The organism is Kocuria marina (assembly GCA_014652975.1).
Taxonomy (GTDB): Bacteria; Actinomycetota; Actinomycetes; order Actinomycetales; family Micrococcaceae; genus Kocuria; species Kocuria marina.
In genome coordinates this window covers 638,395-661,897 of sequence record BMZV01000001.1, presented here as the reverse complement: position 1 = coordinate 661,897, position 23,503 = coordinate 638,395, and the positions used below count along the sequence as shown (strand labels likewise).

Sequence of the window (23,503 nt, the reverse complement as noted above, 5' to 3'; positions counted from 1 at the left end):
GGGTTGTCACCTGGTTCCGGCCACGCTCCAGCGCTGCTGGGTCCACCGCTCGAAGATGCCGAGCAGGGCGTCCGTGAGCTTGCCCAGCACGGCCAGCAACACGATCGCGAGCAGCAACCGGTCCGTGCGGCCGTTGTTCTGCGAATCGGTGAGCAGGAATCCCAGGCCCATGGAGGAGCCCAATAGTTCCGCGGCCACCAGGAACAACCACGCCTGGGCCAGGGCCAGGCGCAGCCCGGAGATCACGGAGGGCAGCACCGCGGGCAACTGCACGGTGGTGAAGAGCTTGACCCCGCGCAGCCCGAAGGACCGTGCGGCTTCGATCAGGTGCCGGTCCACGTGGCGCAGCGCGGCGGACACCGTGGTGTACACCGGGAAGAAGGCGCCGATCGCCACCAGGGTCACCTTGGAGTTCTCCCCGATCCCGATCCACAGCAATAGCAGCGGTACCCACGCGAGGGACGGCACGGCGCGCAGCGCGCCGATCGTGGGCGAGCCGATGGCCCGCGCCCACGGGGAGAGCCCCAGCAACGCGCCGAGCAACAGCCCGAGCCCACTGCCGATCAGGAAGCCCACGATCACGCGCTGCGTGGAGATCCCGACGTGCAACCACAGGTCACCGCTGCGCAGCAGCTCCCATCCCGCGGCGAGCACCGCGGACGGGCGCGGCAACTGCACGGGGGAGAAGGTCCCGTTCGTGGAGAGGGTGTGCCACGCGAGCACCAGCAGCACGGGCAGGACGATCCCGATCAGCCCCAGGGCCCAAGGATTGCGCAGCGCGCTGGGACGCGTGCGGGAATCCGCCGCGGCAGGGGTGTCTGATGGGGCTGCGACGTCGCCGGGTGCCACCGCGCCCGCCTCGTGGCGTCCGTTGTCGTCGGACAGTGTGGCCACCGCAGTGACGCCAGCTGCTTCGGAGGACGCGCCGTCCGAGGACCGCGGTGCGGCGGAGGAGGTGTCGTGAGTGCTCATGAGGACTGCTTCCCTTCGATCACCTGGGCCACGGCGGCCGCATCGGCGTGTTGTGCGTAGTGCTGCTCCACGATGTTCGCGAGCGCCTCGTCCACGTCCTGCTGCGAGGAGACGTCCCCGGATTCCACCAGGATGGGCCCGACCCGCTCGAGCACCGCGAGCTGTTCGGGGCCCGGAACGGGGTCGATGTCCAGGTGGGTGCGCTGCCAGACCCGCCGAGCGGTGTCGCGATCGATGCTCGCGCCTTCCGCGAGGATCGCGATCCCCTCCTCCGGGTGCTGCAGCGCCCACTGCCGCGCGTAGGCGTACGTGTTCACCACGTCCTGCGCACCCGTGGGATTCAGCTGCAGGAACACCTCCCTCGCGTTGAGGAACCCGTACGTGTTGAACTCCAACTGCCGGTGGAACAGCACGTCCCCCGCCTTCTCCGCGGCGGCCATCACGGGGTCCAGTCCGGACCATGCGGCCACCTGACCGGTGTCCAGCGCGGTGCGCCCGTCCGCGTGCTGCAGGTTCACCACGGTGACGTCCTGGGCGCTCATGCCCGCCGCGCCGAGGGACTGCAGGAGGAAGAAGTACGGATCCGTGCCCTTCGTCGCGGCCACGGACGTGCCCGCGAGGTCCGCCACGGTGCGCACGGGGGAGTCCGGGGTGCGCACGAGCGCGGACCACTCGGGCTGTGAGAACAGGTCGATCGTCCTGATCGGCGAGCGGTTGGCACGCGCGAGCAGTGCGGCGGAACCTGCCGTGGAGCCCACGTCCACGACCCCGGCGCGTAGCGACTCGTTGGCCTTGTTGGAACCGGCCGAGTACACCCACGTCACGGTCTGGCCGTGGGCGCCGGCGACCTTCTCGAGCCAGCCCTTGGCCTTGATGATCAGGGACAGCGGGTTGTAGGTCGCGTAATCCAGGTAGATCTCGTTCGCGGAACCGCCGGCCACACCACGGCCCGGACCTTCACCCTCCATGACGCATCCGCTCAGGGGCAGCGCCAGCGCGGACAGGCCGAGTGCCTGCAGTGCGCGGCGTCGGGACAGCTGCGCCATGCGCTCAGCGCTCCACGCCGAGCAGGGCCAACAGGTGGGCGCGCAGCGCGGTGATCTCACTGTCCTCGCGGGAGCGCGGGCGGGCCAGCTCGGGGGAGATGATCTCGGCGATGGTCGCGGGGCCCGTGGCCGTTTCCCGCGCGAGCACCACCACGTGATCGGAGAGCACCAGGGCTTCCTCGACGTCGTGGGTGACCATGAGCACGGTCGTGGGATCGGCGCGGTGCACGTCCAGCAACAGGTCCTGCATCCTGATCCGGGTCAGGGCGTCCAGGGCCCCGAAGGGCTCGTCCAACAACAGGACCCGAGGGTTCCGTGCCAGGGCCCTGGCCAGGGATGCGCGCTGTGCCATGCCCCCGGAGATCTCCGCGGGACGGTGATTCGCGTGGTGGGACAGGCCCACGAGCTCCAACAGCTGCGCCACCCGCTGCTTCCCCTCCCGGGCGGGAGTCCCGTCGGGCAGACCCAGCGCCACGTTGCGGGCCACGCTGCGCCACGGCAGCAACCGCGGTTCCTGGAAGCCGACGGCGCAGCGCGGGTCGATCTCGCGCACCACCGAGTCGTCGATCCGGACTTCGCCCTCGCTCGCCGTGCCGAGCCCGGCCACGGCGCGTAACAGGGTGGACTTGCCGCAGCCCGAGGGGCCCAGGACCGAGACGATCTCGCCCGGGCGCACCGTGAACGTCACATCCTGCAACACCCGGTGCGTTCCGGGTCCCTGGTGCGCGGGGAAGGACTTGCCGACCCGGTCGAAGATGACCGCCGCGGCGTCGACGGCAGATTCCGGGCGCGTGAGGATATGGCTCAATTCATCAACTCCATCGTTCCTGGCATTAGCACCTTGCCCGCGTGGGGCTGGTTGCTGCGACGTCAACGAGCCAGGTCTCTCAGCCGCTCCGGATGGGAACCCCACCATTGAACGGGCCGGGAGCCCGCGGGTGCAAATCGTGTGACGCGCCGGGGCGCCGTCGTGACGTGCCGTAACCCGAGGTGTTTCCGAGGACCGGGGATCCCCGTTAGGATCAATGCCACAACGATCACGAGTTCCGACGTTTAGCCCTGGCTTGTCGGACGGCAACCCTCTCCCGTAGCGGGGTGCCCCAGGTGAGGATCGGGCCGCATGACACACCGCATGCGGCAAGTACGGCGCCACACAAGCGCGCTGGACCCGCAAGGTAGGCCGCCGTAGGTGGTGCACGGGGCGCGGGTCGTGTTCCTGCTGAGGGGCTGACCGAGATGAGCAAACGGATTTCCGTCAACGCGTTCGACATGACCTGCGTGGATCACCAGAGCTTCGGGTTGTGGCGCCACCCGCGGTCCCGGGCCACCGAGTACAACACCATCGAGTACTGGACGGAGCTGGCCAAGCTGCTGGAGCGGGGCAAGTTCGACGCACTGTTCCTTGCGGACGTGGTGGGCATCTACGACATCTACAAGAACTCCGCGGCTCCGGCCGTGCGTGACGGGGCCCAGGTCCCGGTCAACGACCCGTTCATGCAGGTCTCGGCCATGGCCGCCGTGACCGAGCACCTGGGCTTCGGCGTGACGAGCGCGGTGACCTACGAGCAGCCCTACACCCTGGCCCGCAAGTACGCCACACTGGATCACCTCACCAAGGGCCGCGTGGGATTCAACGTGGTGACCTCCTACCTTCCGTCCGCTGCGGAGAACCAGGGCCTGCCGCGCCAGATCGAGCACGATACGCGTTACGAGATCGCGGAGGAGTTCCTGGACGTGTGCTACAAGCTCTGGGAGGGCTCGTGGGAGGAGGACGCCGTGGTTCAGAACCGTGAGACGGGTGTCTACGCGGATCCCACCAAGGTCCATCCCATCCGGCACAGCGGGGAGCACTTCACGGTTCCCGGAGCGGGGCTCACGGCACCGTCCCCGCAGCGCACACCGCTGATCTTCCAGGCCGGCGCGTCCTCGCGCGGGCAGGCGTTCGCGGGTAAGCACGCGGAAGCCGTGTTCATCGGCGGGTTGCGCCCGGACCTCACACGTTTCGTGACTGACAAGATCCGCGACCGGGCTCAGGCCGAGGGCCGCAGCCGTGACGACGTCAAGATCTACGCGATGCTCTCCGTGGTCGTCGCGGACACGGACGAGCAGGCCCAGGAGAAGTACCGCGATTACCTGCAATACGTGGACCTGGAGGCCTCCCAGGCGATCATCGGTGGGTGGTCCGGCGTGGACCTGTCCCAGTTCGACGAGGACGAGGCCCTGAACTACATCAAGACCGACTCCATCCAGTCCTTCCTGACCCCGTTCACGCTGCAGTCCAAGGACAAGCAGTGGACGCGCGAGGAGATCGCCAAGCACTGCGCCCTGGGCGGGATGGGTGCCGTGCTCGTGGGCTCCGCACAGACCGTCGCGGATCAGCTCGAGACCTGGGTGGACGAGGGCGGCCTGGACGGCATCAACCTGGCCTACCACGTGAGCCCCGGTTCCTTCGAGGACTTCGTGGAGTACGTGGTCCCCGAGTTGCAGAAGCGCGGGCGCTACCGCACCGAGTACGAGGGCACCACCCTGCGCGAGTCCCTCTACGGCGAGGGCCAGCTGCGGGTCAAGGACACCCACCCCGCCGCGAAGTACCGCGGCGCGTTCGTGGGCAAGCCCTCCGTCGCGGACACGCCGTCCCGCGAGCTGGTGGGCTGACACCTCCCTCCGACGACGACGCCGCTCGCGCCCGGTCCCGCAGGTCCGGCAGGGCGTCGTCGTCGACCCCGGTCACCGTGACCGCCCCATCCCTGGCGATGCGGAAGAGAGCGACCTCGTCATGACCTTGTGTCAGCTGACGACGACCAGGATTCCCCACTGGGTTCTGCCCTGCGGCGGAGCACCTTGCGGTGGAGGCGTTCGCGGATGACGTCAGCGGACCCGCAGTGCCCGGATCCGTGACGGTCGTAGGGTGGAGGAAATGCCCGTGACCCGGAGGGAACCGTGGACGAGGACCTGCTCGGAGTGATCATGCTGTCGTTCAGCACGGTCCTGGTGTGCGTCGTGACCGTGGTGACCGTCAGGGCAGCGGCCGCCGGCTCGCTCGATCGCAACGGGGCCGTGGGCCTCCGGACCCGGCATACGCGCACGTCCGACGCCGCGTGGTCCGCGGGTCACGCCGCGGCCCTTCCGAGGGTGCGGTGGTCCGTTCCCGTGGCCGTGTGTGCCGTGGTGGCGGCGATCGTGTTGCTCGTTCTGGGGTGGCCCGAATGGGGCATCGTCGCCGGGCTGGTGGGTGTACTGCTGCAGGTCGCGGTGCTGGCGGCCAGGTTGCGGATCAGTGACTCGCTTCGAGCTCCACGAGCAGGACACCGGAGGCGATCAGCAGGATCCCCAGCGCCATGACCCGGGTGAGCGGTTCCTTGAACAGGATGCGGCTCAGCACGGCCGTGAGGGCCACCCCGGCGGCGGCCCAGATCCCGTAGGTGACCCCCAGGGGCATCCCGCGGCGCAGTACCAGCGTGAGACACATGAAGGCCCCGGCGTACCCCAGCACCACCACGGCGTACAGGGCGGGTTGTCCCAGGGCCGCCTTGATGCTGAGCGTCGCGGTGACCTCCAGGAGGATGGCCCCGGCCAGGAAGAACCAGGCCATGACGTTGCCCTGCCTCATGACACCCGGTCTCGGCGGTTGCGAACACCGGCGACGGCACGGTCGGGCGCTGTGGCGCTACTCGGGCAGGAGATCATCGCCGGTGAGCCTATCGCGGCGGCACCCGGAGCCATGCCGTGTGACCGAAGTCGGGCGGCGGTTGCCGTTGACCGCGCGGGGGCGCGCGAGCGTCGTCATCCCTCGAACCGACGGGAGCGAGTCCGTGGACAATTCACCCCGGCGGCCTAGAGTGGTGACACAGCTTACATGGTAAGGCGACTTCCACACACGCTACGAAGGAGTAAACATGAAGGTTTTCGCGCACACGGAGCCGGGTGGAGCAGCCCAGGAACTCGAGGTGGAACGGCCCGTACTGGAAGGCTCCGCGGTCATGATCCGCGTGACCAACTCGGGGGTCTGCCACTCGGACGTGCACTGCCAGGACGGGTACTTCGACCTCGGCAGCGCCGGACGCTACGAACTGACCGCGGCGGGCGCGCAGTACCCCGTGGTGCTCGGGCACGAGATCGTGGGGGAGGTCGTGGCCGCGGGACCGGACGCCACGGTGACGCCCGGGGACACCAAGTACATCGTGTTCCCGTGGATCGGTTGCGGCGAGTGCCAGGCCTGTTCGGAGGACCGCGAGAACTACTGCAGCGGGAAGAAGCGCAACCTCTCGGTGCAGCGCCGCGGCGGCTACGCAGAGGAGGTCCACGTGCCGGACGAGCGCTACCTGGTGCCGCTGGGCGACATCGACCCGTCCTTCGGCGCCACGCTCGCCTGCTCCGGCCTGACCTCCTACTCAGCGGTCAAGAAGATCATGCCACTGCCCGCGGATAAGCCCGTGGCCGTGATCGGCGCGGGCGGTGTAGGGCTGATGACCATTGCGGTGCTCAAGGCCCTGGGTCACGAGAACATCGTGGCCGTGGACATGAGCGAGGCCGCGCTGAAGAACGCCCAGGCGGTGGGCGCGTCCGCCACGGTGGCCGTGGGCGGCGAGGACCTCGTGGGCGACATCGTCCGGGCCGGCGGGGAGAAGATTGCCGCGGCCATCGACCTCGTCAACAACGGGGACACCTCCAACGCCGCGCTCTTCGCCATGGCCAACGGCGGGACCCTGGTCAGCGTGGGCCTGTTCGGGGGCCAGTACCAGTTCCCCACCGCGCTTACCGCGTTCAACCTGCTGAACATTCGCGGCAACTTCGTGGGCAGCCTGCCCGAGCTCAAGGAGCTCGTGAAGCTCGCCCAGGACACGGATCTGCCCAAGCCGCCCATCACGGAGCTTCCGCTCACCGCACAGGAGGTCAACTCCGCGCTGGACGGCCTGCGCAACCGCACGTTCAACGGCCGCGCGGTGCTCGTAGCGGGCTGATCCGCACCGGGCCCCGTGCCCACCGTGCACGACGCCGTCGCCACCCCGATCTCTGCGGGCGGCGACGGCGTTCGCGCACCCGGGCGAGGAACGGACACTCGTGCCCGCCCCGGGTGGGCGGCACCGAGGGGACGGACGACGCCGCGCCCGGCCCCGCGGCGTCGTCGTCCGGGGCGCGTCAGAGCAGGCCGGAAGTAAGGCGGCAGACGTTCTCCACGAACTTGCGCCCCAGCGAGCGTTTCTCCCAGGCGTCCAGGTCCAAGAGGGTGGAGTTGGCGCGGAACTGCCCCACGACGTCCTCCATCCGGGTGCGGAACGACTCGTCCACGATCAGGACGGAGACCTCAAGGTCCAGCGCGAAGGAACGCTCGTCCATATTGGAGGAACCGATCACGGAGACGATGTCGTCCACGAGCACGAACTTGGCGTGCAGCACGGTGGGGGAGCTGTAGCGGTAGATCTCCACCCCGGCGCGCGCGAGTTCGGAGTAGTACGAGTTCTGGGCGTGCTGCGCGAGGAACTGGTCCGAGGTCTCACCCACGAACAACTGCACCCGTACGCCCGCCTGGGCCTCCGTGGTGATGGCGTGGAGCAAGGACTCGTCCGGGACGAAGTACGGGCTGGAGATCACCACGCGGTGATTGGCGTTGTAGATCAGGTGGTTGAACAGGCGCAGGTTGTTCTCGCTCTCGAACCCGGGCCCGGACGGCACCACCTGGGCGTACATGGGCCCGGCCGTGTGCTCGAGCGCGGCGGGGGTCTCGTCCAGCAAGAGGTCGTCGGTCTCCGAGTACCAGTCCGAGACGAACACCGCGTTCAACTCGGTGACTACGGATCCCGTGCCCCGGACCATGAGGTCCTTCCACTCGAGGCCCTTCCGCAGGTTCTTCTTCTTGTTGTAGGAGCGGTGGATGATGTTCTGTGAGCCCGTGTAGGCCACCTGGCCGTCCACCACCAGGATCTTGCGGTGGTTGCGCAGGTCCGGGCGCTGCCACTCACCGCGCCACGGGCGGATGGGAAGCATGCGCCGCCACGGCACCCCGGAACGGTTGAACTGGCGGACCAGTTCCGCGTACCCCGGGTAACCCAGGGACCCCACGTGGTCGATCAGGATCCGCACGCGCACACCTCGTTCGTGGGCGCGGATCAGGGCATTGAGCAGCTCGCGGGAGACCTGGTCCACGGCCACGATGTAGAACTCGAAGTGCACGTAGTCCGTGGCGCGGTCCACGTCCCGGGCCATCCGGGCCATGGAATCGTGATTGTCGGTGAGGATCTCGAAGTCGTTACCGCCCACCATGGGCAGGGCACCCAGGTTCTGGTTCAGCTCCGCGGTGGTGCGCACCCATTCCGGGTACTCGGCGAGCTCGGGCCCCAGCGGGAGGCGCTCGGGGGTGTTCTCCTGGATCACGTGGTTCATCCGGGCCTGCTTGGCCATGCGTTTACGCGGTAACCGGGTGGAGCCGATCACCACGAACAACAGGAGCCCCGCGTACGGCATCAGGAAGATGGCGAGCAACCACGCGAGCGCCACGGACGGACGGCGCTGATGGGGGATCCAGCCCAGGGCCAGGATCTTCAGGAGCAGGTCCAGGACCGCCAGGATGATGAGGATCCACTCCGGCAGGGTGTCCGCGGGGAGCAGGTCGAAGGGTATCCAGGGGTACATCCGTGACCGTTCGTCAGGGGCGCCGCAGGTAGTAGGTGTCCTCCGAGCCCTCGGAGGGTCGTTTCACGAACCCGCAGCGCACGAGCACCCGGCGTGCCGGTTCGTGGTCGGCCGGGACGGAGCCGTGCACCGCACGGATCCCGGGGTCCTCGAATGCGCGGTCCACGAGCGCGCGCAAGGCCTCGGTGGCCAGCCCCTGGTTCTGGTGCTCCGGGACGATGGACCCCTTGATCTCCAGTTCGTGGTCCATGGCGGGTCCCGCGAACCCCGCGGCGCCAATGACCTGCCCCGAGCTGAGCCGGATCACGACGAGCAGGGCGCAGTCGCTCTCCGTGAAGAAGTGCTCACCGGCCTCGATCGCCTCCCGGGCCCAGTCCTCGTTCTCGGGGGTGGGGAAACCCGGCGCGAACTCGGGCAGTCGTGAGCCCCCGGCCACGGCCTCGAGTTCGTCCGGTGTGAACGCGCGCAGCTCCAACCGCTGCGTGCGCAACGGCTGCGGCGGAACCGGCCGCGGCATATCGTCCAACATGGCTCCCTCCGAGGGTTCTCGTGCTCTGGCCCCGGCCCGTCAGCCGAAGTGACGGGGCAGGGTTGATGCGTGGGCGGTCTTCAGCTCGTCCAGCGCCACCGTGAACTCGCCCTGGAAGTCCAGGGCCCCGGCCTCGGTGTCCACCACGCCGATCCGCGCGAACGGGTAGCGGCGCACGGTGCACATGTCCTGGAAGCGCACCTCCTCCGAGCGCGGCACGGCCACGACGGCGCGGCCCTGCGTCTCGGAGAACAACAGCGTGAACAGGTCCACGCCGTCCCGCTCGGCGACCTCACCGAGGCCGATCCGGGCGCCCACGCCGAAGCGCAACGCCATCTCGGCGAGCGTGGCCCCGAGGCCGCCCTCCGCGACGTCGTGCGCGGCGTCGATCATCCCGTCCCGGGACATGTTGATGAGCATGTCACCCAGGACGCGCTCGCGGGCCAGGTCCACGCGCGGGGGCAACCCACCCAGGTGGCCGCGCACGCGCGCCCACTCGGAGCCGTCCAGCTCGTCCGCGGTCTCGCCGAGCAGGTAGATCGCCTGGCCATCCTCACTCCAGCCCGAGGGCGTGCGGCGCGTGACGTCGTCGAACACGCCCATCATGGCAATCACCGGGGTGGGGTTGATGGCCACGCCGCCGGTCTGGTTGTAGAGGGAGACGTTACCGCCGGTCACGGGCACACCCACGGTCTGGCACCCGTCCGAGAGGCCGCGCACGGCCTCCGCGAACTGCCACATGATGTCCGGGTCCTCGGGGGAACCGAAGTTCAGGCAGTCGGACACGGCCACGGGGCGCGCGCCCGCGGTGGCCACGTTGCGGTACGCCTGGGCGAGCGCCAACTGGGCGCCCTGGTACGGGTCCAGGCGGGTGTAGCGGCCGTTCGAGTCCGTGGAAAGGGCCACGCCCAGGTTGGTGCGCTCGTCCACGCGGATCACGCCGGCGTCATCCGGCATGGCCATGGCGGTGTTGCCCTGAACGTAGCGGTCGTATTGGTCGGTGACCCAGTCCTTGGAGCACAGGTTCGGGGAGGCCATCAGTTCCACGAGCGCAGGGCCGAGCTCCGCGCCGGACGGGCGGGCGGCGTCCTCCGGGGAGCCCGTGAAGTGGGCTGCCTGCAGGGCGTCCTGGGATTCGGGGCGCGCGTAGGGGCGTTCGTACACGGGACCGTCGTGGGCCACGGTGCGGGGATCCACGTCCACGATGACCTCACCCTGGTAGTCGATGACCAGGCGGCCGGTGTCCGTGACCTCGCCGATCCACGAGTACTCCACGTCCCACTTGGCCATCACGGCCTCGAAGCCCGCGACCTTCTCGGGGGTGACCACGGCCATCATGCGTTCCTGCGACTCGGACATCAGGATCTCGCCCGGGGTCAGGGACGGATCGCGCAGCAGGACCTCGGTGAGGTCCACGCGCATGCCGCCGTCACCGTTGGACGCGAGCTCGGACGTGGCACACGAGATGCCCGCCGCACCGAGGTCCTGGATGCCCTCCACGAGCGAGCCCTTGAACAGTTCCAGGCAGCACTCGATGAGCACCTTCTCCGCGAAGGGGTCACCCACCTGCACCGCGGGGCGTTTGGAGGGCTTGGAGTCGTCGAAGGACTCGGACGCGAGCACCGAGGCGCCGCCGATCCCGTCCCCGCCGGTGCGCGCGCCGAAGAGCACCACCTTGTTGCCCGTCCCGGACGCGTTCGCCAAGCGGATGTCCTCGTGGCGCATCACGCCCACGGCGAGCGCGTTGACCAGGGGGTTGCCCTGGTAGCACGGGTCGAACTCCACCTCTCCGCCGATGTTCGGCAACCCCAGCGAATTGCCGTAGCCGCCCACGCCGGCCACGATCCCGTGCACCACACGCTGGGTGTCCGGGTGGTCGATCGCGCCGAAACGCAACGGGTCCATCACGGCCACCGGGCGGGCACCCATGGAGATGATGTCCCGCACGATCCCGCCCACGCCCGTGGCCGCACCCTGATAGGGCTCCACGTAGGACGGGTGATTATGGGACTCGATCTTGAAGGTCACGGCCCAACCGTCCCCGATGTCCGTGACGCCGGCGTTCTCACCGATGCCCACCATGAGGTTCTTGCGCATCTCGTCCGTGACCTTGTCCCCGAACTGGCGCAGGTGCACCTTGGAGGACTTGTACGAGCAGTGCTCAGACCACATCACGGAGTACATGGCCAGTTCCGCCGCGGTGGGGCGGCGGCCCAGGATCTCCTTGATGCGCTCGAACTCGGTCTCGTTCAGCCCCAGTTCCGCCCAGGGCAGCTCGGTGTCCGGGGTGGAGGCGGCGTGCTCCACGGTGTCCAGGTTGAAGTGGGTTTCGCTCATGACGACTACTAGATCCCTTTGCGAACGATGGGGCGTGCGGTGCCGGGCGGGCGCTCACGCGGAGGCATGGTGTGGGCCGGGTGCGGTTCCCCGAACTGGCCCGATGACGAACGGATGGGACGCCGCGGTCCTCGCTGCGGGCGAGCGCGGCGTGGACGGGTCAGCGCAATAGGTGTTCCAGGGCGGAGACGAAGACGTCCAGCCCGTCTGTTCCCTGGCGCATCTGGACCGGACCGGAGCCGGAAAGATCGGCGCCGAAGCCCGGTTCCACGGCGTGCTCGGGGTGGGGCATGAGTCCCACCACGTTGCCCCGCGCGTTGGTGATCCCGGCGATGTCGTTGCGGGAACCGTTGGGGTTGCCGCCCGCGTAGCGGAAGACCACCCGGTGCTCGGCCTCTAACTCGTCCAGGGTGCGCTGATCCGCGACGTACTGCCCGTCCTGGTTCTTCAGCGGCACCACGATGGTCTGGCCCTGCTCGAATCGCCCGGTCCACGCAGTGTCCGTGTTCTCCACGCGCAGCGCCTGGTCCCGACAGATGAACTTGAGCTGTTCGTTCTTGATCATGGACCCCGGCAGCAGGTGGGCCTCGGTGAGTACCTGAAAACCGTTGCAGATCCCCAGCACCGGCATGCCCTCCCGGGCATTGGCAGCGTCCACGATCCTGTCCATGAGGGGGGCGAAGCGGGCGATCGCACCGGCGCGCAGGTAGTCCCCGTAGGAGAAGCCACCGGGCAGGATCACGGCGTCCACACCGTTGAGGTCCTTGTCTGCGTACCACAGCGGCACCGCGGTGCCGCCGGCGATCTCGACGGCGCGAGCGGCGTCGCGGTCGTCGAGCGTGCCCGGGAAGGTCACGACACCCACCCGCACGTCCGCGAGTCGAGAATCGGTGGCGGGTTCGGAGAGGTCCGCCACGAGGGGCGTCTGCTCGGCCGTGAGGTTCTGGGCCACGCTCAGTCCTCCTCGGGGGCCACGGAGACGTTCACGACGTCCTCGATCACCGGGTTGGACAGTAGCTTCTCCGCGGCTTCGCGGGCCTGGGCGAGCACCTGCTCGTCCGCTTCGCCCTCGACCGTGAGTTCGAACCGGCGGCCCTGGCGCACCTCCGTGAAACCGCTGAGCCCGATCCGGGGCAACTCATTCGCGATCGCCTTGCCCTGCGGGTCAAGGATTTCCGGTTTGGGCATGACGTCAACGACGATACGGGCCATTTCCACTACTCCTGCGCTTACGGGCCAATCCTCGCCCATCCTATCGGCCCGCGGGTGGGCCGCGGGCAGACGGCAGAGCTGCCGTGCGCGGCCCGCAGGGGATGTTTCCGGACACGGGCGTCCCCTACGATGGAAAGTGTGCTGAGCGTCGGCCCGCCCGGGAGTCCTCCCGGTCACCGGGTCGGCGAAGCGCGAGAGTTCGCCCGGACCCGCTCCACCAGAGAGGACACTGTCATGGGATTCCCTGAACAACAGCAAGAGGCCCCCGGACTGCAGGCCGAGATGAACCCTGTCCCCGATTGCGGTGAGGACAGCTACCGCGGATCGGGCAAGCTCGAGGGCAAGGCCGCGGTTGTCACCGGTGGTGACTCCGGGATCGGCCGAGCGGTGGCTATCGCCTACGCCCGCGAGGGCGCGGACGTGCTGATCACCTACCTGCCCGAGGAGGAACGGGACGCCCGCGACGTCGCCCGCTACATCGAGGAGGCGGGACGCAAGGCCGTCCTGGTCCCCGGGGACCTGTCCGAAGCGGCGCACTGCCGTGCCGTGATCGCGAAGGCCGTGGAGGAGTTCGGCAAGGTGGACGTGCTCGTGAGCAACGCCGCCTACCAGATGACGCGCGAGAGCCTCGAGGAGATCCCCGACGAGGAGTGGGAGCACACCTTCAAGCTCAACGTGGGGGCGTACTTCTACCTGGCCAAGGCGGCCGTGCCGCACATGGCGCCGGGATCGGCGATCATCGGCAGTTCGTCGGTCAATTCGGACATGCCGGTCCCCACCCTGGCGCCGTACGCGGCGACCAAGGCGGCGATCGCCAACTTCTCGGCGAGTCTCGCGCAGTTGCTCGGGGAGCGCGGGATCCGCGTCAATAGCGTGGCCCCCGGGCCCGTCTGGACACCGTTGATCCCTTCGACCATCCCCGCGGAGCAGCTCGAGAGTTTCGGGGACGCGGAGCCCCTCGGGCGCGCCGGCCAGCCCGCAGAACTGGCCCCGGTGTACGTGTTGCTCGCGTCCGACGACGGCAGTTACGTCTCCGGGGCGAGGATCGCCGTCACCGGCGGCAGCCCGATCCTGTGACCCGGCCGCGCTGACGTCACCGAGTCCTCCGGAGGGCGGGTCGTGCCGTTCCTGCGGCGCGATCCGCCGTCCTCCCGTCCCGCCTCACGAGAGAAACGAGCCCCGTGAACGCAACCCCCGACCGCGCCGAGCTCCTGAACAAGGTGTCCCGGCGCCGGGACGGCTACGTGGACCTGCGTTCCTACGCAGCCCTGGGTAACGGGCGCACCGTGGCGCTGGTGGCCCAGGACGGATCCGTGGACTGGTACCCCGTCCCGGACCTGGACTCCGCGCCGCCGTTCGCCAAGCTGCTCGACGCCGAGCACGGCGGGTGTATCGAGCTGCGCCCGGAGGAGGAGTTCGAGGTCACCCGGGAGTACGTCCCCGGGACCAACATCCTGACCACCACGTTCTCCACGGCCTCGGGGACCGTGCGGGTCACCGATTGCCTCAACATGGGGTCCACGGGGCAATTGCCGTGGAACGAACTGGCCCGCTCGGTGGACGGTGTGACCGGGAACGTGGCCATGGTGTGGCGGGTGGCCCCGGGCACCATGTTCAACACCGTCTCCCCGTGGGTCGAGATGATCGCGGGGGAGCCCGTGCTGCGCACGAACCGGGTGGGCATGGGGGTCCGCACCGACGATGCGGGGGAACCGCAGGTGGGGACCCAGCAGATCTCCGGGCGGTTCACCACGCGCCCCGATTCCGAGCACCTGCTCGCGGTGGTCGCCACGCACGATGAGCCCTTGCGCCTGCCCTCGCCCCGTGAGATCCGCAAGAACGTGGCCATGACCCGGGACACGTGGCGCCGATGGCGTGATCTGCTCGACTATGACGGTCCCTACCGCGCGGAGGTCGAACGCAGCGCCCTCGCGCTCAAACTGCTCAGCCACAGCCCGTCGGGGTCCGTGGCGGCCGCGGCGACCACGTCCCTTCCCGAGAACAGGGAGGGCACCAAGAACTTCGATTATCGCTTCGCGTGGATCCGTGACGCCACCTACACCCTGCACTCGCTGTTGCGACTGGGGGAGCAGGAGGACGTGCACGCGCAGGTGTCCACGATCCTGCGCCGGGCCCGGGCACAGACCCCCGACCTGCACGTCCTTAACCGCTTCGACGGCGAGGTCCCCGCCTCCGAGATGACCGAGTACGACGCCCCCGGGTGGCGGGGGATCGGCCCCGTGGTCTCGGGCAACGACGCCGCGGACCAGTTGCAGTTGGGCGTGTACGGGGACGTCTTCGACATCGCGCACCTCTACGTGGGCGGCGGCAACGTGTTGGACACCGCCACCGCCCGGATGTTCGCCGACCTCGCGGACGCGGTGTGCGACCTGTGGCGCCGCCCCGACTCCGGGATGTGGGAACTGCCTGAGCACCGGCACTACACGAGCTCCAAGCTGGGGTGCTGGCACGGCCTGGACCGGGCCGTGAAACTGGCGGAGGCCGGTCACATCCCCGGGTGCGTGGATCGGTGGCGCTCGGAACGGGAACGGATCCGGGAGTGGATCGAGACCGAGGGCTGGAGCGAGGAACGGGGCGCGTACGTCTGGTACCCGGGAACCGACGAGCTGGACGTGTCCGTGTTGCTGCACGCGATGACCGGGTTCGATCGTGGTCCCCGCATGTCCTCGACCATCGACGCCGTTCGGGAGGAGCTGGGCCGCGGTCCGCTCATGTACCGCTACAGCGGCATGGAGAAGGAGGAGGGAGCGTTCGTGGCGTGCTCGTTCTGGACCGTGGCGGCGCTGGCCACGGTGGGCCGCCGCGACGAGGCCGTGGACCTCATGGACGAGATGCTCCCTCTCGCCAATGACGTGGGGTTGTTCACCGAGATGATCGACCCCGAGGACAACTCGTTTCTGGGCAACTTTCCGCAGGCCCTCAGCCACCTGGCCCTGCTCAACGCCGCCGTGGCACTCGAGCAGGCGGCGCTCGAGTAGGACGCGCTGCAGCAGGAGACGACGAACGCCGAGGTCCGCTCAGTCGAAGCGCGCCACCACCCAGCCGTCCACCACATCCACGGCGGCCGCGGGGAGGTCCTTGGCCGGGTCGTGCGGCAGCTGCCGACCGGCGGCCATGGCCAGTCGCGAGCCCAGGAACCGGCCGTCCGGGCCGAACACCCAGTAGTGGTTGGGACACTCGAAGCTCTCGGCGCGCCCCGCGGCCTCCCGGCACACCGTGGCCTGCTGGTGTGGGCACGTGTTGGACAGCACGTGCAGCGCCCCGTCTGCATCCCGGGTCACGAGCACCGGGCCCGCGCTCGAGCGGGCGGTCACGAAGTCGAGGGGTTCCGCCACCGCGGAGACCACGGTGATCCGTTCCCATCCGTGGGCGGTTTCCCCGGGCCTCATGAACGGTCTCCGCGGGTCCGAGCGGTTCGGCCCTGCATGACGACGCCGCTCGCGCCGTTCCGTCCGACTGCTCCGGTCCGCGCCATAGCGCCGATGTGCCCGCCCGCTCCGGACTGCCTCGTCGCGCCATCATGCCCGGCCGCGCGGACGGGCACCGCGGCGTCGTCCGAACGGCGTGACCGGGGCGCGGAGCCGGTGGAATCGAGCGGCGCGGACGCGGCGTCGTCGACCCCGTCCAGGAGCCGCTCGACGGTCGCCGCCAAGCGCTCTCGCAACCGATTACCCCGCTGCGCGAAGGCGCGCTGGCGCCGGACGTACTCGGCCTTGCCCTCGGGCGTCTCGATCCGCACGGGCTCGTACCCCCATTCCGTGAGGTCGTAGGGGGAGGCCTCCATGTCGGTCACGCGCACGTCCCACGCGAGGTCGAAGCAGTCCGCGAGCAGGTCCGAATCCACCGCGGGCAACAACTTGTAGGCCCACTTGTACAGGTCCATGCTCGCGTGCAGGCACCCCGGCTGTTCCATGCGGCGCTGTGACTCGCGCGTGGGCTGCAGCTCGTTGCGTTCCACGGCCTGGGGCTGGAAGAAACGGAACGCGTCGAAGTGCGAGCAGCGGATCCGGTGGGCCTCCACCACGTCGTCCGTCCCGGACGCCCCCAAGCGCAACGGCGCGTCCTCGTGGCGCACACCGTTGCTCTGCGCGCGGTAGGCCATGGCCCACTCATGCAGCCCGAAGCAGTCGAACGTCCCGCTCCTGGCCAGGGTGTTCGCGAGGATCTCGCGCGTGAACCGCACCGCGGTGCCCCGCTCGGCCACGAATTCCTCCACCGCGACGACGACGCCGCTCACGCCCTCCCCCGCGCCCGCCGCCTCGAGCTCCGCGGTCGTCGCGGGACGGTAGTGCTTCCAGCCCTCGCGCTCCGAGGCATCCAAGAGGATGACGCCGGGCCCAGGGTGCCACCGCGTGAACTGGGCCGGGGACAGCGTGTAGTACGTGAACAGGAAGTCCTCCACGGGATGCTTTTCCCCGCGGGACCGCCGGTCCAGGAACGGCCGGGTGTGGGGCGCCACCCGCTCCGCGTGCGCGTGCGCCCGGCGTGACCACTCCTCCCGGGTCAGCGCCTCATGCACTCTCGGCGTCCTGGGTGTTGTCGATCAACCGCTGCATCCCGCGGTTCAGCAACCGGACCTGTTGAGGGGACAACCGCAACCGGCGCATCATCTCCGGTTGCACGGCCTGCGCCCCGTCCTGCAGACGCGCGCCCTCCTCCGTGAGAGTCACGGCAAGGGCCCGCTCGTTGTGCGGATCGCGTTCCCGCGTGAGGTAACCGCGGGCCTCCAAGCGTTTGAGCAGGGGCGAGAGCGTTGCCGAATCTTGCATGAGCTGCTCGCCCAGGTCCTTCACCGTGCGCGGGTTGGCATCCCACAGCGCGAGCATCACGAGGTACTGGGGCAGCGTCAGTCCCAGAGGCTCCAGCACGGGGCGGTAGCTGTGCGCGACCCTGCGTGACGCCACGGACAGCGAGAAGCACAGCTGGTCCGCCAGGGACAGCGGATCCTCGACGGCGGATTCGTCCGAACCACCCAGGAAGTCGATGATCTCGGCGAGCCGGGGATCCTCGGACGGGTCCGAATCAGAACTCATGGATGAAGCCGGGGTCAGCGTCCCGTACCCCCGTACACCGTGGCGGTCTCGTCCGAGTCCAGACCGAACACCGTGTGCACGGCCCGGACGGCCTCGTCGAGCTTGGCGATGGACGTGATGATCGAGATCCGGACCTCGGACGTGGAGATCATGTCCACGTTGATGTCGTTCTCCGCGAGCGCCTCGAAGAACGTGAACGCCACGCCGGTGTTGGTCTTCATACCGGCGCCCACGAGGGAGAGCTTGCCCACCTCGTCGTCGTAGTCCAGGCTCGCATAGCCGATCTTCTCTTCGGCGGCACGCAGCAGGTTCATGGCCAGGTCACCCTGGGACTCGGCCAGGGTGAAGGACACATCGGTGAGCGGGTTCTCGCCGGTGGAGACGTTCTGGACGATCATGTCCACGTCCACCTTGGAGTCGGCCAGTAACCGGAAGATCCGCGCGGCGATCCCGGGGCGGTCGGGGACCCCCACGATGGTGATCTTGGCCTGGCTGCGATCATGAGCGATACCGGCGATCAGCGGCTGTTCCAAGGGGATCTCCTTCTGCGGCGTGAGGTTCTCGTGCGGGCTGGGGATGACCATGGTGCCCTCGTTGTGACTGAAAGACGAACGGACGTGCAACGGCACGTTGAAGCGGCGGGCGTACTCCACGCAGCGCAGGTGCAGGATCTTGGCGCCGTTGGCGGCGAGCTCGAGCATCTCCTCGGAGGAGACCCGGTCCAGTTTCTGGGCGGTGGGGACGATGCGGGGGTCCGCGGTGTAGACGCCGTCCACGTCCGAGTAGATCTCACACACGTCCGCGTCCAGGGCGGCGGCGAGCGCCACGGCGGTGGTGTCCGAACCGCCGCGGCCCAGCGTGGTGATGTCCTTGGATGAGCGGTTGACGCCCTGGAACCCGGCAATGATCGCGACGTTGCCGTGGTCGAGCGCCTCACGCACTCGGAGGGGGCTGACCTCCACGAGCTTGGCCGCACCGTGGGCGCCGTCCGTGATCATTCCGGCCTGGGATCCGGTGAAGGACTGCGCGGGGACGCCGAGGTCGGAGATGGCCATGGCCAACAGGGCCATGGAGATGCGTTCCCCGGAGGTCAACAGCATGTCCAACTCGCGAGCCGGTGGTTTGCGGGCCACCTCACCGGCGAGGTCCAGGAGGTCGTCCGTGGTGTCACCCATCGCGGAGACGACCACGACCACCTGGTGGCCGGCGTTCCTGGTCTCGGCTACTCGCCGGGCGACCCGGCGGACACCGTCGGCATCGGCGACCGATGAACCGCCGAACTTCTGGACAATGAGGCTCATACATTCCTCTCACAGGCAGGCACCCGGCCCGAACGCACGGGCGGTCTCGCGGGATCAGTGATCCATGCTATCCGCTCACCCGCAGCCGCGCGGAGTCGAGCGGGCATTCGTGGACACAAAGAGGGACGCGAATGTTACGGGCCTCAGCGGGCCTCGGAGACCACCGTGCGTCCCTCGAAGGCCCTGCCCAGCGTGACTTCGTCGGCGTATTCGAGGTCACCGCCCACGGGCAGCCCCGAGGCCAGCCGGGTGACCCGGATACCCAGCGTTTTCAACATCCTGGTGAGGTACGTGGAGGTGGCCTCGCCCTCCAGATTGGGGTCCATGGCCAGCACGATCTCCTGAACTGTCTCGTCCGACAACCGGGTCATCAGCTCGCGGATGCGCAGCTGATCCGGTCCCACACCCTGCAGCGGCGAGATCGCGCCGCCCAGCACGTGGTACAACCCCCGGTAGCTGCGGGTGCGTTCGATGGCCATGACGTCCTTAGACTCCTCCACCACGCAGATCACGCTGCGGTCCCGGCGGGCGTCCCGGCAGATCGCACACTCCTCCTGCTCTGTGACGTTGCCGCAGATCACGCAGAACGACACCGAGGTCTTCACCGTGGTGATGGCCTCCACGAGCTGCTGGACCTCGTCCTTGTCCGCGTCCAACAGGTGGAAGGCGATGCGCTGCGCGGACTTGGGGCCGATACCCGGCAACCTCCCCAGCTCATCGATGAGGTCCTGGACCGGTCCTTCGTACACCGTGCTCCTTCATTGTCGTGTTCGTGAACAGCCGGGCGATGGGCCCGGTCACTGATCCGTTCCGTGGGCGTGCTCGTCGATGAGCATGCCGCCCAGGATGCGCTCGATGGCCGCCCGCCCGTACAGGGACGAGTCCTCGAGGGATTCGTCGTCCGCGCCCGGGACGAAGTTCTCGTCCTCCATGCCGGGGCTGCGCGAGGTCGGGGGCGCGATGTCGGTGGAGCGCCGTTCCGCCGCGGCAATCGCTTCCGCGTGGCGCTCTCGCCAGCTCGGGCGGTTCCCGCCGGGGCGGGTGTCGCCGTTCTCGCGAGGGACGACGCCGCCGGGGCGGGTGTTCCCGCGCCCGTCGTGGTCGGGACCGGGCCCCGCCGGGTTGTCGCCGCCGGGGCCGTTCCCGCCCTGGGCCCTACGATCCCTCGCGGGCGACGGCGCTCGGGGCACGGGTTCGTCGTACATATCCGCCGGGGGGTCATCCTCCGGTGGGGGCGGCGGTTCCTCCGGGCTCCAGTACTCCGGGCCGCGATCCCGCGGCTGCGGGGCACGGAAGGAAGGAGCACCGGATGCGGGGTCCTCGGGCACGGAGCCGTCGCGCACGGAACCATCCCGCATGGAACCGTCACGCATGGACAGATCGGGTCTGCCGGTAGCGGCCCCGGAATCGTGGGACTCGGATGCCGCGGAGTCATCGGAAGCGGGAACATCCGACCCGGGGCCATCCGACGCGGGGGCGCCAGGGGTCCACGAGGTCGCGCCGACGTCCGCGGAGTCACTGGCACCGCCCAAGCCCTCACGAGACGGAACCGAGGTGGAATCGCCGGTGCCAGCGCGGTCGTCCGCCGGGGAATCCGTCGCTCGGTGGGCATCGTCCCTGGAGGAGTCGCCCCCGAAGCTGTCGGACGTGTCCGGATTCTGGTCCGAATCATCACGCGTGGGCGCCGCATCGGCGGTGTTCGACGTGGAATCCCCGCCGCTCGGTGCGGCGAAACCCGGTTGGGGAATGGAGGCCACGGACCACGAGGTGACGGGTTCGTCGTCGTCCGGGGCGGATGCGGGCGCCGAGTGCGACGAGGAAGCGGGCACGGAGGACCGGTCAGTGCCGGACGTGGAACGAGAGGCGGAATCGGGCATGGACCGCGACTCGCGTTCCGGTGTCGGTTCGCGGTCGGGCGCGGGAGGATTGCCCCGACGACGATTGACCCCGAAGCCCTCAGACTCGCGGAAATAGTCCGGTTGGTCGGAGGATCCGGCCTGGCCCGAGGCGTTCAGCCTGGCGTCCCGCCCGGTGGGTCCGTCGCCGCGAGATGCACCGGTGTCTCGCCGTGAGCCGGATCCGTACTGTTGGCCGTGCTCCGAGGAGGAATCGTCGCGTTGATAACCCCGGTCCTGCTGCGATCCGCGATCCTGCCGGGATCCCTGAGCGTTCTGGGGCCCGCTGCCCCGGGGCGCGGGGCGATCTCCCCGGTAACCCTGTCCACCGCCGGCGTCCCGCCCGGGACCGGGCCCGGTGCCACGGCCCGCGTTCGACGGCGGACCACCCGCACCCGGGGTGTCCTGCCGGCCGCGCGTGTCACCGGGGCGCACTGCTTCCACTGCACAATCCAACCCCACCACGCTCTGGATGGCATTACGGACGTCCGCCTCGAAGCGGGGGAAGTTCAGGAGGTCGCCGTCGTTCTCGAACGCGATCCGCAGAGTGCGGTTCTCGAACGAGATGGGCGTTCCTCGCACAGTGATGGCCCAGGCCACGCGGCGGATCTCCGCGAGCGCGGACACGATCTCGGGCCACGAGGAACGCAGCAGTTCCAGTTCACCGCTGGTGACGTCGCTCGGGGCGGCCTGCTCCTCGGACGCCTGCGGGGCTTGCGGCTGGTGGTCATCGTGTGGCGCGACGTCACGGCGAGGCTCCCCCTGCGCGTACTGGCGGGATGCGTCGTCGTCAGGCCGCTGGGACCCGTACTGGTTCGACGTCTCCCGTTGCTGCATGCGTGCCGAGACATCGGCTCCCGCGTCCTGTGCCGCGGGGGAGCGGGTGTCGGTCGTGCCGTCCGCGGGCGGGTGCTGGGCGTCGGGGCCGCGCTCGCCTTCCGGAACGGGGTCCGCAGCGGCGGGGTGGCTGCTGCCCTCGGGCTGTTCGGACTCGTCCTGCGGGTCCGTGGGTTCCTGGACGTCCGGGGTCTCCTCCGCGGGACGGCCCGTTGCGGAACCGTCCGCGGCGGACCCGTCCGGGCGCACGGGCTGCGACGGGGCAACGGAGTCCGTTGCGGCGGCGTCGAACTCGGGGGGTATCGGGTAAGGTACCCCGGCGGATTCCGGTGCGGGGGCGTCGTACGACGCGGGTGCCGGCGCGGCGGTGCCGGATTGCTCCGGAGATGTGGGCTCCTGGCTTCCGCGTGCGGTCGGTTCCACCGCGGGGGACGACGACGCGGCGTCGTGCGCCGTCGTACGAATTCCGGTGCCCCGAGGAATGCTCAGGCGGCGTTCCAAACGGTCCACCCGGGACGTGATGCCGCGCGTTGTGTGATCCGCCGAGGGCAGTAGGATGCGGGCGCACAGCAGTTCCAGGTGCAACTGCGGGGAGGTGGCCCCGGTCATCTCGTTGAGGGCCTCGTTGGTGATGTCCGCGGAGCGGGAGAGCTCGGCCGCGCCCAGCTGGGTGGCCTGGTTCCGCAACCGGTTGATCTGGTCCGTGGGCATCCCGTGCAGGATGTTCGCGGCGGAATCGGGGACCGCGTTGACCACCACCAGGTCGCGGAAGCGTTCGAGCAGGTCCTCCACGAAACGGCGGGGGTCCTGCCCGGTTTGGATGACGCGGTCCACGGACGCGAAGACCGTGGCGGCGTCGCCGGCGGCGAAGGCGTCCACGACGTCGTCGAGCAGGGCCGCGTGCGTGTAGCCCAGCAGGGCGACCGCGAGATCGTAGGTGATGCCGCCGTCCTCGGAGCCGGCCATGAGCTGATCCAGGACGGAGAGCGAATCACGCACCGAGCCGCCGCCGGCGCGCACCACGAGGGACAGCACGCCCGGTTCGGTGGTGACGCCCTCCTCCTGGCACAGCTGCTCGAGGTAGCGCATGAGCGGTTCCGGGGGAACGAGGCGGAAGGGGTAGTGGTGCGTGCGCGAGCGGATGGTGGTGAGCACCTTGGAGGGCTCGGTGGTGGCGAAGATGAACTTCACGTGCTCCGGCGGTTCCTCCACGATCTTCAGCAGGGCGTTGAAGCCCTCCCGCGTGACCATGTGGGCCTCGTCGATGATGAAGATCTTGTAGCGGTCCCGGACGGGGGCGAACGTGGCGCGTTCCCGCAGGTCACGGGCATGATCCACGCCGCCGTGGGAGGCCGCGTCCATCTCGATGACGTCCAGTGAGCCGGCACCGTCCCGGGCCAGATCCTGGCAGGACTCGCAGTGACCGCACGGTGTGGCGGTGGGCCCTTCCGCGCAGTTGAGGCAGCGGGCCAGGATGCGCGCGGACGTGGTCTTACCGCAGCCGCGCGGACCGGAGAAGAGATAGGCGTGATTGACCCTGTTCTTGCGCAGCGCGGTCATCAGGGGCTCGGTCACGTGTTCCTGACCGATGACATCCTGAAAGGTCTCCGGGCGGTAGCGGCGGTACAGGGCGGTAGTCACGTATGAAACCTTAGCCGGGGACCCGGACGCGCACAGCGCGCTCGCGGGG

Annotated in this window: 19 protein-coding genes, 1 pseudogene and 2 riboswitches; of the genes and pseudogenes, 5 read left to right on the top strand and 15 right to left on the bottom strand. The window is 69.2% G+C overall.

From position 1 onward, the window contains the following. Positions 1 to 6: 6 nt before the first annotated feature. The 3 genes from IE157_RS03130 to IE157_RS03120 are packed head-to-tail and all read right to left on the bottom strand — an operon-like array spanning position 7 to position 2,826. On the bottom strand, positions 7 to 972 hold the full coding sequence (locus IE157_RS03130) for an ABC transporter permease (RefSeq protein WP_318281278.1): 966 nt from the start codon (positions 970 to 972) through the stop codon (positions 7 to 9). Then, positions 969 to 2,018: an aliphatic sulfonate ABC transporter substrate-binding protein gene (locus IE157_RS03125; protein WP_193519067.1), complete on the bottom strand. Its 1,050-nt coding sequence runs from the start codon at positions 2,016 to 2,018 to the stop codon at positions 969 to 971. Before IE157_RS03125 ends, IE157_RS03130 begins: the two co-directional genes overlap by 4 nt. 4 nt (positions 2,019 to 2,022) lie before the next feature. Next, positions 2,023 to 2,826 carry an ABC transporter ATP-binding protein gene (locus tag IE157_RS03120; protein WP_064846528.1) on the bottom strand — a complete coding sequence of 268 codons (804 nt, stop codon included), beginning with the start codon at positions 2,824 to 2,826 and terminating at the stop codon, positions 2,023 to 2,025. A gap of 7 nt (positions 2,827 to 2,833) precedes the next feature. Then, positions 2,834 to 2,925, bottom strand: a riboswitch (SAM riboswitch). 128 nt (positions 2,926 to 3,053) lie between these two features. Further along, a riboswitch (SAM riboswitch) is annotated at positions 3,054 to 3,168 on the top strand. 77 nt (positions 3,169 to 3,245) lie between these two features. Between IE157_RS03120 and IE157_RS03115 the strand changes: the two genes are divergently transcribed. Beyond that, positions 3,246 to 4,673 (top strand): LLM class flavin-dependent oxidoreductase, encoded by a 1,428-nt coding sequence (locus IE157_RS03115; RefSeq protein WP_193519328.1) that lies wholly within the window; start codon positions 3,246 to 3,248, stop codon positions 4,671 to 4,673. Between the two features lie 312 nt (positions 4,674 to 4,985). Then, the gene (locus tag IE157_RS13055; protein ID WP_193519327.1) at positions 4,986 to 5,360 is read left to right on the top strand and encodes an SdpI family protein; all 375 of its coding nucleotides are present in this window, start codon (positions 4,986 to 4,988) and stop codon (positions 5,358 to 5,360) included. Here the strand turns inward: IE157_RS13055 and IE157_RS03105 are convergent. Next, positions 5,293 to 5,628 carry a DMT family transporter gene (locus IE157_RS03105; RefSeq protein ID WP_318281277.1) on the bottom strand — a complete coding sequence of 112 codons (336 nt, stop codon included), beginning with the start codon at positions 5,626 to 5,628 and terminating at the stop codon, positions 5,293 to 5,295. The two genes, IE157_RS13055 and IE157_RS03105, sit on opposite strands and share 68 nt — an antisense overlap. Before the next feature lie 286 nt (positions 5,629 to 5,914). Between IE157_RS03105 and IE157_RS03100 the strand changes: the two genes are divergently transcribed. Further along, positions 5,915 to 6,979, top strand: coding sequence for an alcohol dehydrogenase (locus IE157_RS03100; RefSeq protein WP_193519066.1), 1,065 nt, complete (start codon positions 5,915 to 5,917; stop codon positions 6,977 to 6,979). 178 nt (positions 6,980 to 7,157) lie between these two features. Here the strand turns inward: IE157_RS03100 and cls are convergent, their stop codons facing one another. The 5 genes from cls to purS form a co-directional block, all read right to left on the bottom strand. After that, positions 7,158 to 8,648 (bottom strand): cardiolipin synthase, encoded by a 1,491-nt coding sequence (cls, locus tag IE157_RS03095; RefSeq protein WP_193519065.1) that lies wholly within the window; start codon positions 8,646 to 8,648, stop codon positions 7,158 to 7,160. 13 nt (positions 8,649 to 8,661) lie between these two features. Beyond that, the gene (locus IE157_RS03090) at positions 8,662 to 9,177 is read right to left on the bottom strand and encodes a GNAT family N-acetyltransferase (protein WP_193519064.1); all 516 of its coding nucleotides are present in this window, start codon (positions 9,175 to 9,177) and stop codon (positions 8,662 to 8,664) included. Positions 9,178 to 9,216: 39 nt separating this feature from the next. Beyond that, positions 9,217 to 11,514, bottom strand: a complete 2,298-nt coding sequence (purL, locus tag IE157_RS03085) for a phosphoribosylformylglycinamidine synthase subunit PurL (RefSeq protein WP_064846533.1) — start codon at positions 11,512 to 11,514, stop codon at positions 9,217 to 9,219. A gap of 160 nt (positions 11,515 to 11,674) precedes the next feature. Next, the gene (gene purQ, locus IE157_RS03080) at positions 11,675 to 12,466 is read right to left on the bottom strand and encodes a phosphoribosylformylglycinamidine synthase subunit PurQ (protein WP_064846534.1); all 792 of its coding nucleotides are present in this window, start codon (positions 12,464 to 12,466) and stop codon (positions 11,675 to 11,677) included. Positions 12,467 to 12,468: 2 nt separating this feature from the next. Then, positions 12,469 to 12,726, bottom strand: coding sequence for a phosphoribosylformylglycinamidine synthase subunit PurS (gene purS / locus IE157_RS03075; RefSeq protein ID WP_035960791.1), 258 nt, complete (start codon positions 12,724 to 12,726; stop codon positions 12,469 to 12,471). 234 nt (positions 12,727 to 12,960) lie between these two features. On the opposite strand from purS, the gene IE157_RS03070 reads away from it, so the two are divergent. Then, positions 12,961 to 13,803, top strand: coding sequence for an SDR family oxidoreductase (locus IE157_RS03070; protein WP_064846535.1), 843 nt, complete (start codon positions 12,961 to 12,963; stop codon positions 13,801 to 13,803). 104 nt (positions 13,804 to 13,907) lie between these two features. Then, positions 13,908 to 15,725, top strand: coding sequence for a glycoside hydrolase family 15 protein (locus IE157_RS03065; protein ID WP_318281276.1), 1,818 nt, complete (start codon positions 13,908 to 13,910; stop codon positions 15,723 to 15,725). A gap of 39 nt (positions 15,726 to 15,764) precedes the next feature. On the opposite strand, the gene IE157_RS03060 is transcribed toward IE157_RS03065, so the two are convergent. The 6 genes and pseudogenes from IE157_RS03060 to IE157_RS03035 form a co-directional block, all read right to left on the bottom strand. Beyond that, positions 15,765 to 16,136, bottom strand: coding sequence for a Rieske 2Fe-2S domain-containing protein (locus tag IE157_RS03060; protein WP_085107873.1), 372 nt, complete (start codon positions 16,134 to 16,136; stop codon positions 15,765 to 15,767). A gap of 233 nt (positions 16,137 to 16,369) precedes the next feature. Further along, a pseudogene (locus tag IE157_RS03055) lies at positions 16,370 to 17,266 on the bottom strand (3-methyladenine DNA glycosylase); the annotation flags it as partial. Then, positions 17,259 to 17,780 (bottom strand): MarR family winged helix-turn-helix transcriptional regulator, encoded by a 522-nt coding sequence (locus IE157_RS03050; RefSeq protein ID WP_082943329.1) that lies wholly within the window; start codon positions 17,778 to 17,780, stop codon positions 17,259 to 17,261. The gene IE157_RS03050 and the pseudogene IE157_RS03055, both read right to left, overlap by 8 nt. A gap of 14 nt (positions 17,781 to 17,794) precedes the next feature. Continuing rightward, positions 17,795 to 19,081 carry an aspartate kinase gene (locus IE157_RS03045; protein ID WP_064846537.1) on the bottom strand — a complete coding sequence of 429 codons (1,287 nt, stop codon included), beginning with the start codon at positions 19,079 to 19,081 and terminating at the stop codon, positions 17,795 to 17,797. A gap of 143 nt (positions 19,082 to 19,224) precedes the next feature. After that, complete coding sequence (gene recR, locus IE157_RS03040; RefSeq protein ID WP_064846538.1) at positions 19,225 to 19,830, bottom strand: recombination mediator RecR; 606 nt, start codon at positions 19,828 to 19,830, stop codon at positions 19,225 to 19,227. Positions 19,831 to 19,878: 48 nt separating this feature from the next. Next, complete coding sequence (locus tag IE157_RS03035) at positions 19,879 to 23,454, bottom strand: DNA polymerase III subunit gamma and tau (protein ID WP_193519063.1); 3,576 nt, start codon at positions 23,452 to 23,454, stop codon at positions 19,879 to 19,881. Between the last annotated feature and the right edge of the window lie 49 nt (positions 23,455 to 23,503).

Coding starts and splice junctions, on each gene's coding strand:
- IE157_RS03100 (WP_193519066.1), top strand. CDS start 5,915: ATGAAGGTTTTCGCGCACACGGAGCCGGGTGGAGCAGCCCAGGAACTC.
- IE157_RS03125 (WP_193519067.1), bottom strand. CDS start 2,018: ATGGCGCAGCTGTCCCGACGCCGCGCACTGCAGGCACTCGGCCTGTCC.
- IE157_RS03105 (WP_318281277.1), bottom strand. CDS start 5,628: ATGAGGCAGGGCAACGTCATGGCCTGGTTCTTCCTGGCCGGGGCCATC.
- IE157_RS03045 (WP_064846537.1), bottom strand. CDS start 19,081: ATGAGCCTCATTGTCCAGAAGTTCGGCGGTTCATCGGTCGCCGATGCC.
- IE157_RS03070 (WP_064846535.1), top strand. CDS start 12,961: ATGGGATTCCCTGAACAACAGCAAGAGGCCCCCGGACTGCAGGCCGAG.
- purL (WP_064846533.1), bottom strand. CDS start 11,514: ATGAGCGAAACCCACTTCAACCTGGACACCGTGGAGCACGCCGCCTCC.
- IE157_RS03060 (WP_085107873.1), bottom strand. CDS start 16,136: ATGAGGCCCGGGGAAACCGCCCACGGATGGGAACGGATCACCGTGGTC.
- IE157_RS03050 (WP_082943329.1), bottom strand. CDS start 17,780: ATGAGTTCTGATTCGGACCCGTCCGAGGATCCCCGGCTCGCCGAGATC.
- purS (WP_035960791.1), bottom strand. CDS start 12,726: ATGGCCCGTATCGTCGTTGACGTCATGCCCAAACCGGAAATCCTTGAC.
- IE157_RS03130 (WP_318281278.1), bottom strand. CDS start 972: ATGAGCACTCACGACACCTCCTCCGCCGCACCGCGGTCCTCGGACGGC.
- IE157_RS13055 (WP_193519327.1), top strand. CDS start 4,986: ATGCTGTCGTTCAGCACGGTCCTGGTGTGCGTCGTGACCGTGGTGACC.
- IE157_RS03090 (WP_193519064.1), bottom strand. CDS start 9,177: ATGTTGGACGATATGCCGCGGCCGGTTCCGCCGCAGCCGTTGCGCACG.
- cls (WP_193519065.1), bottom strand. CDS start 8,648: ATGTACCCCTGGATACCCTTCGACCTGCTCCCCGCGGACACCCTGCCG.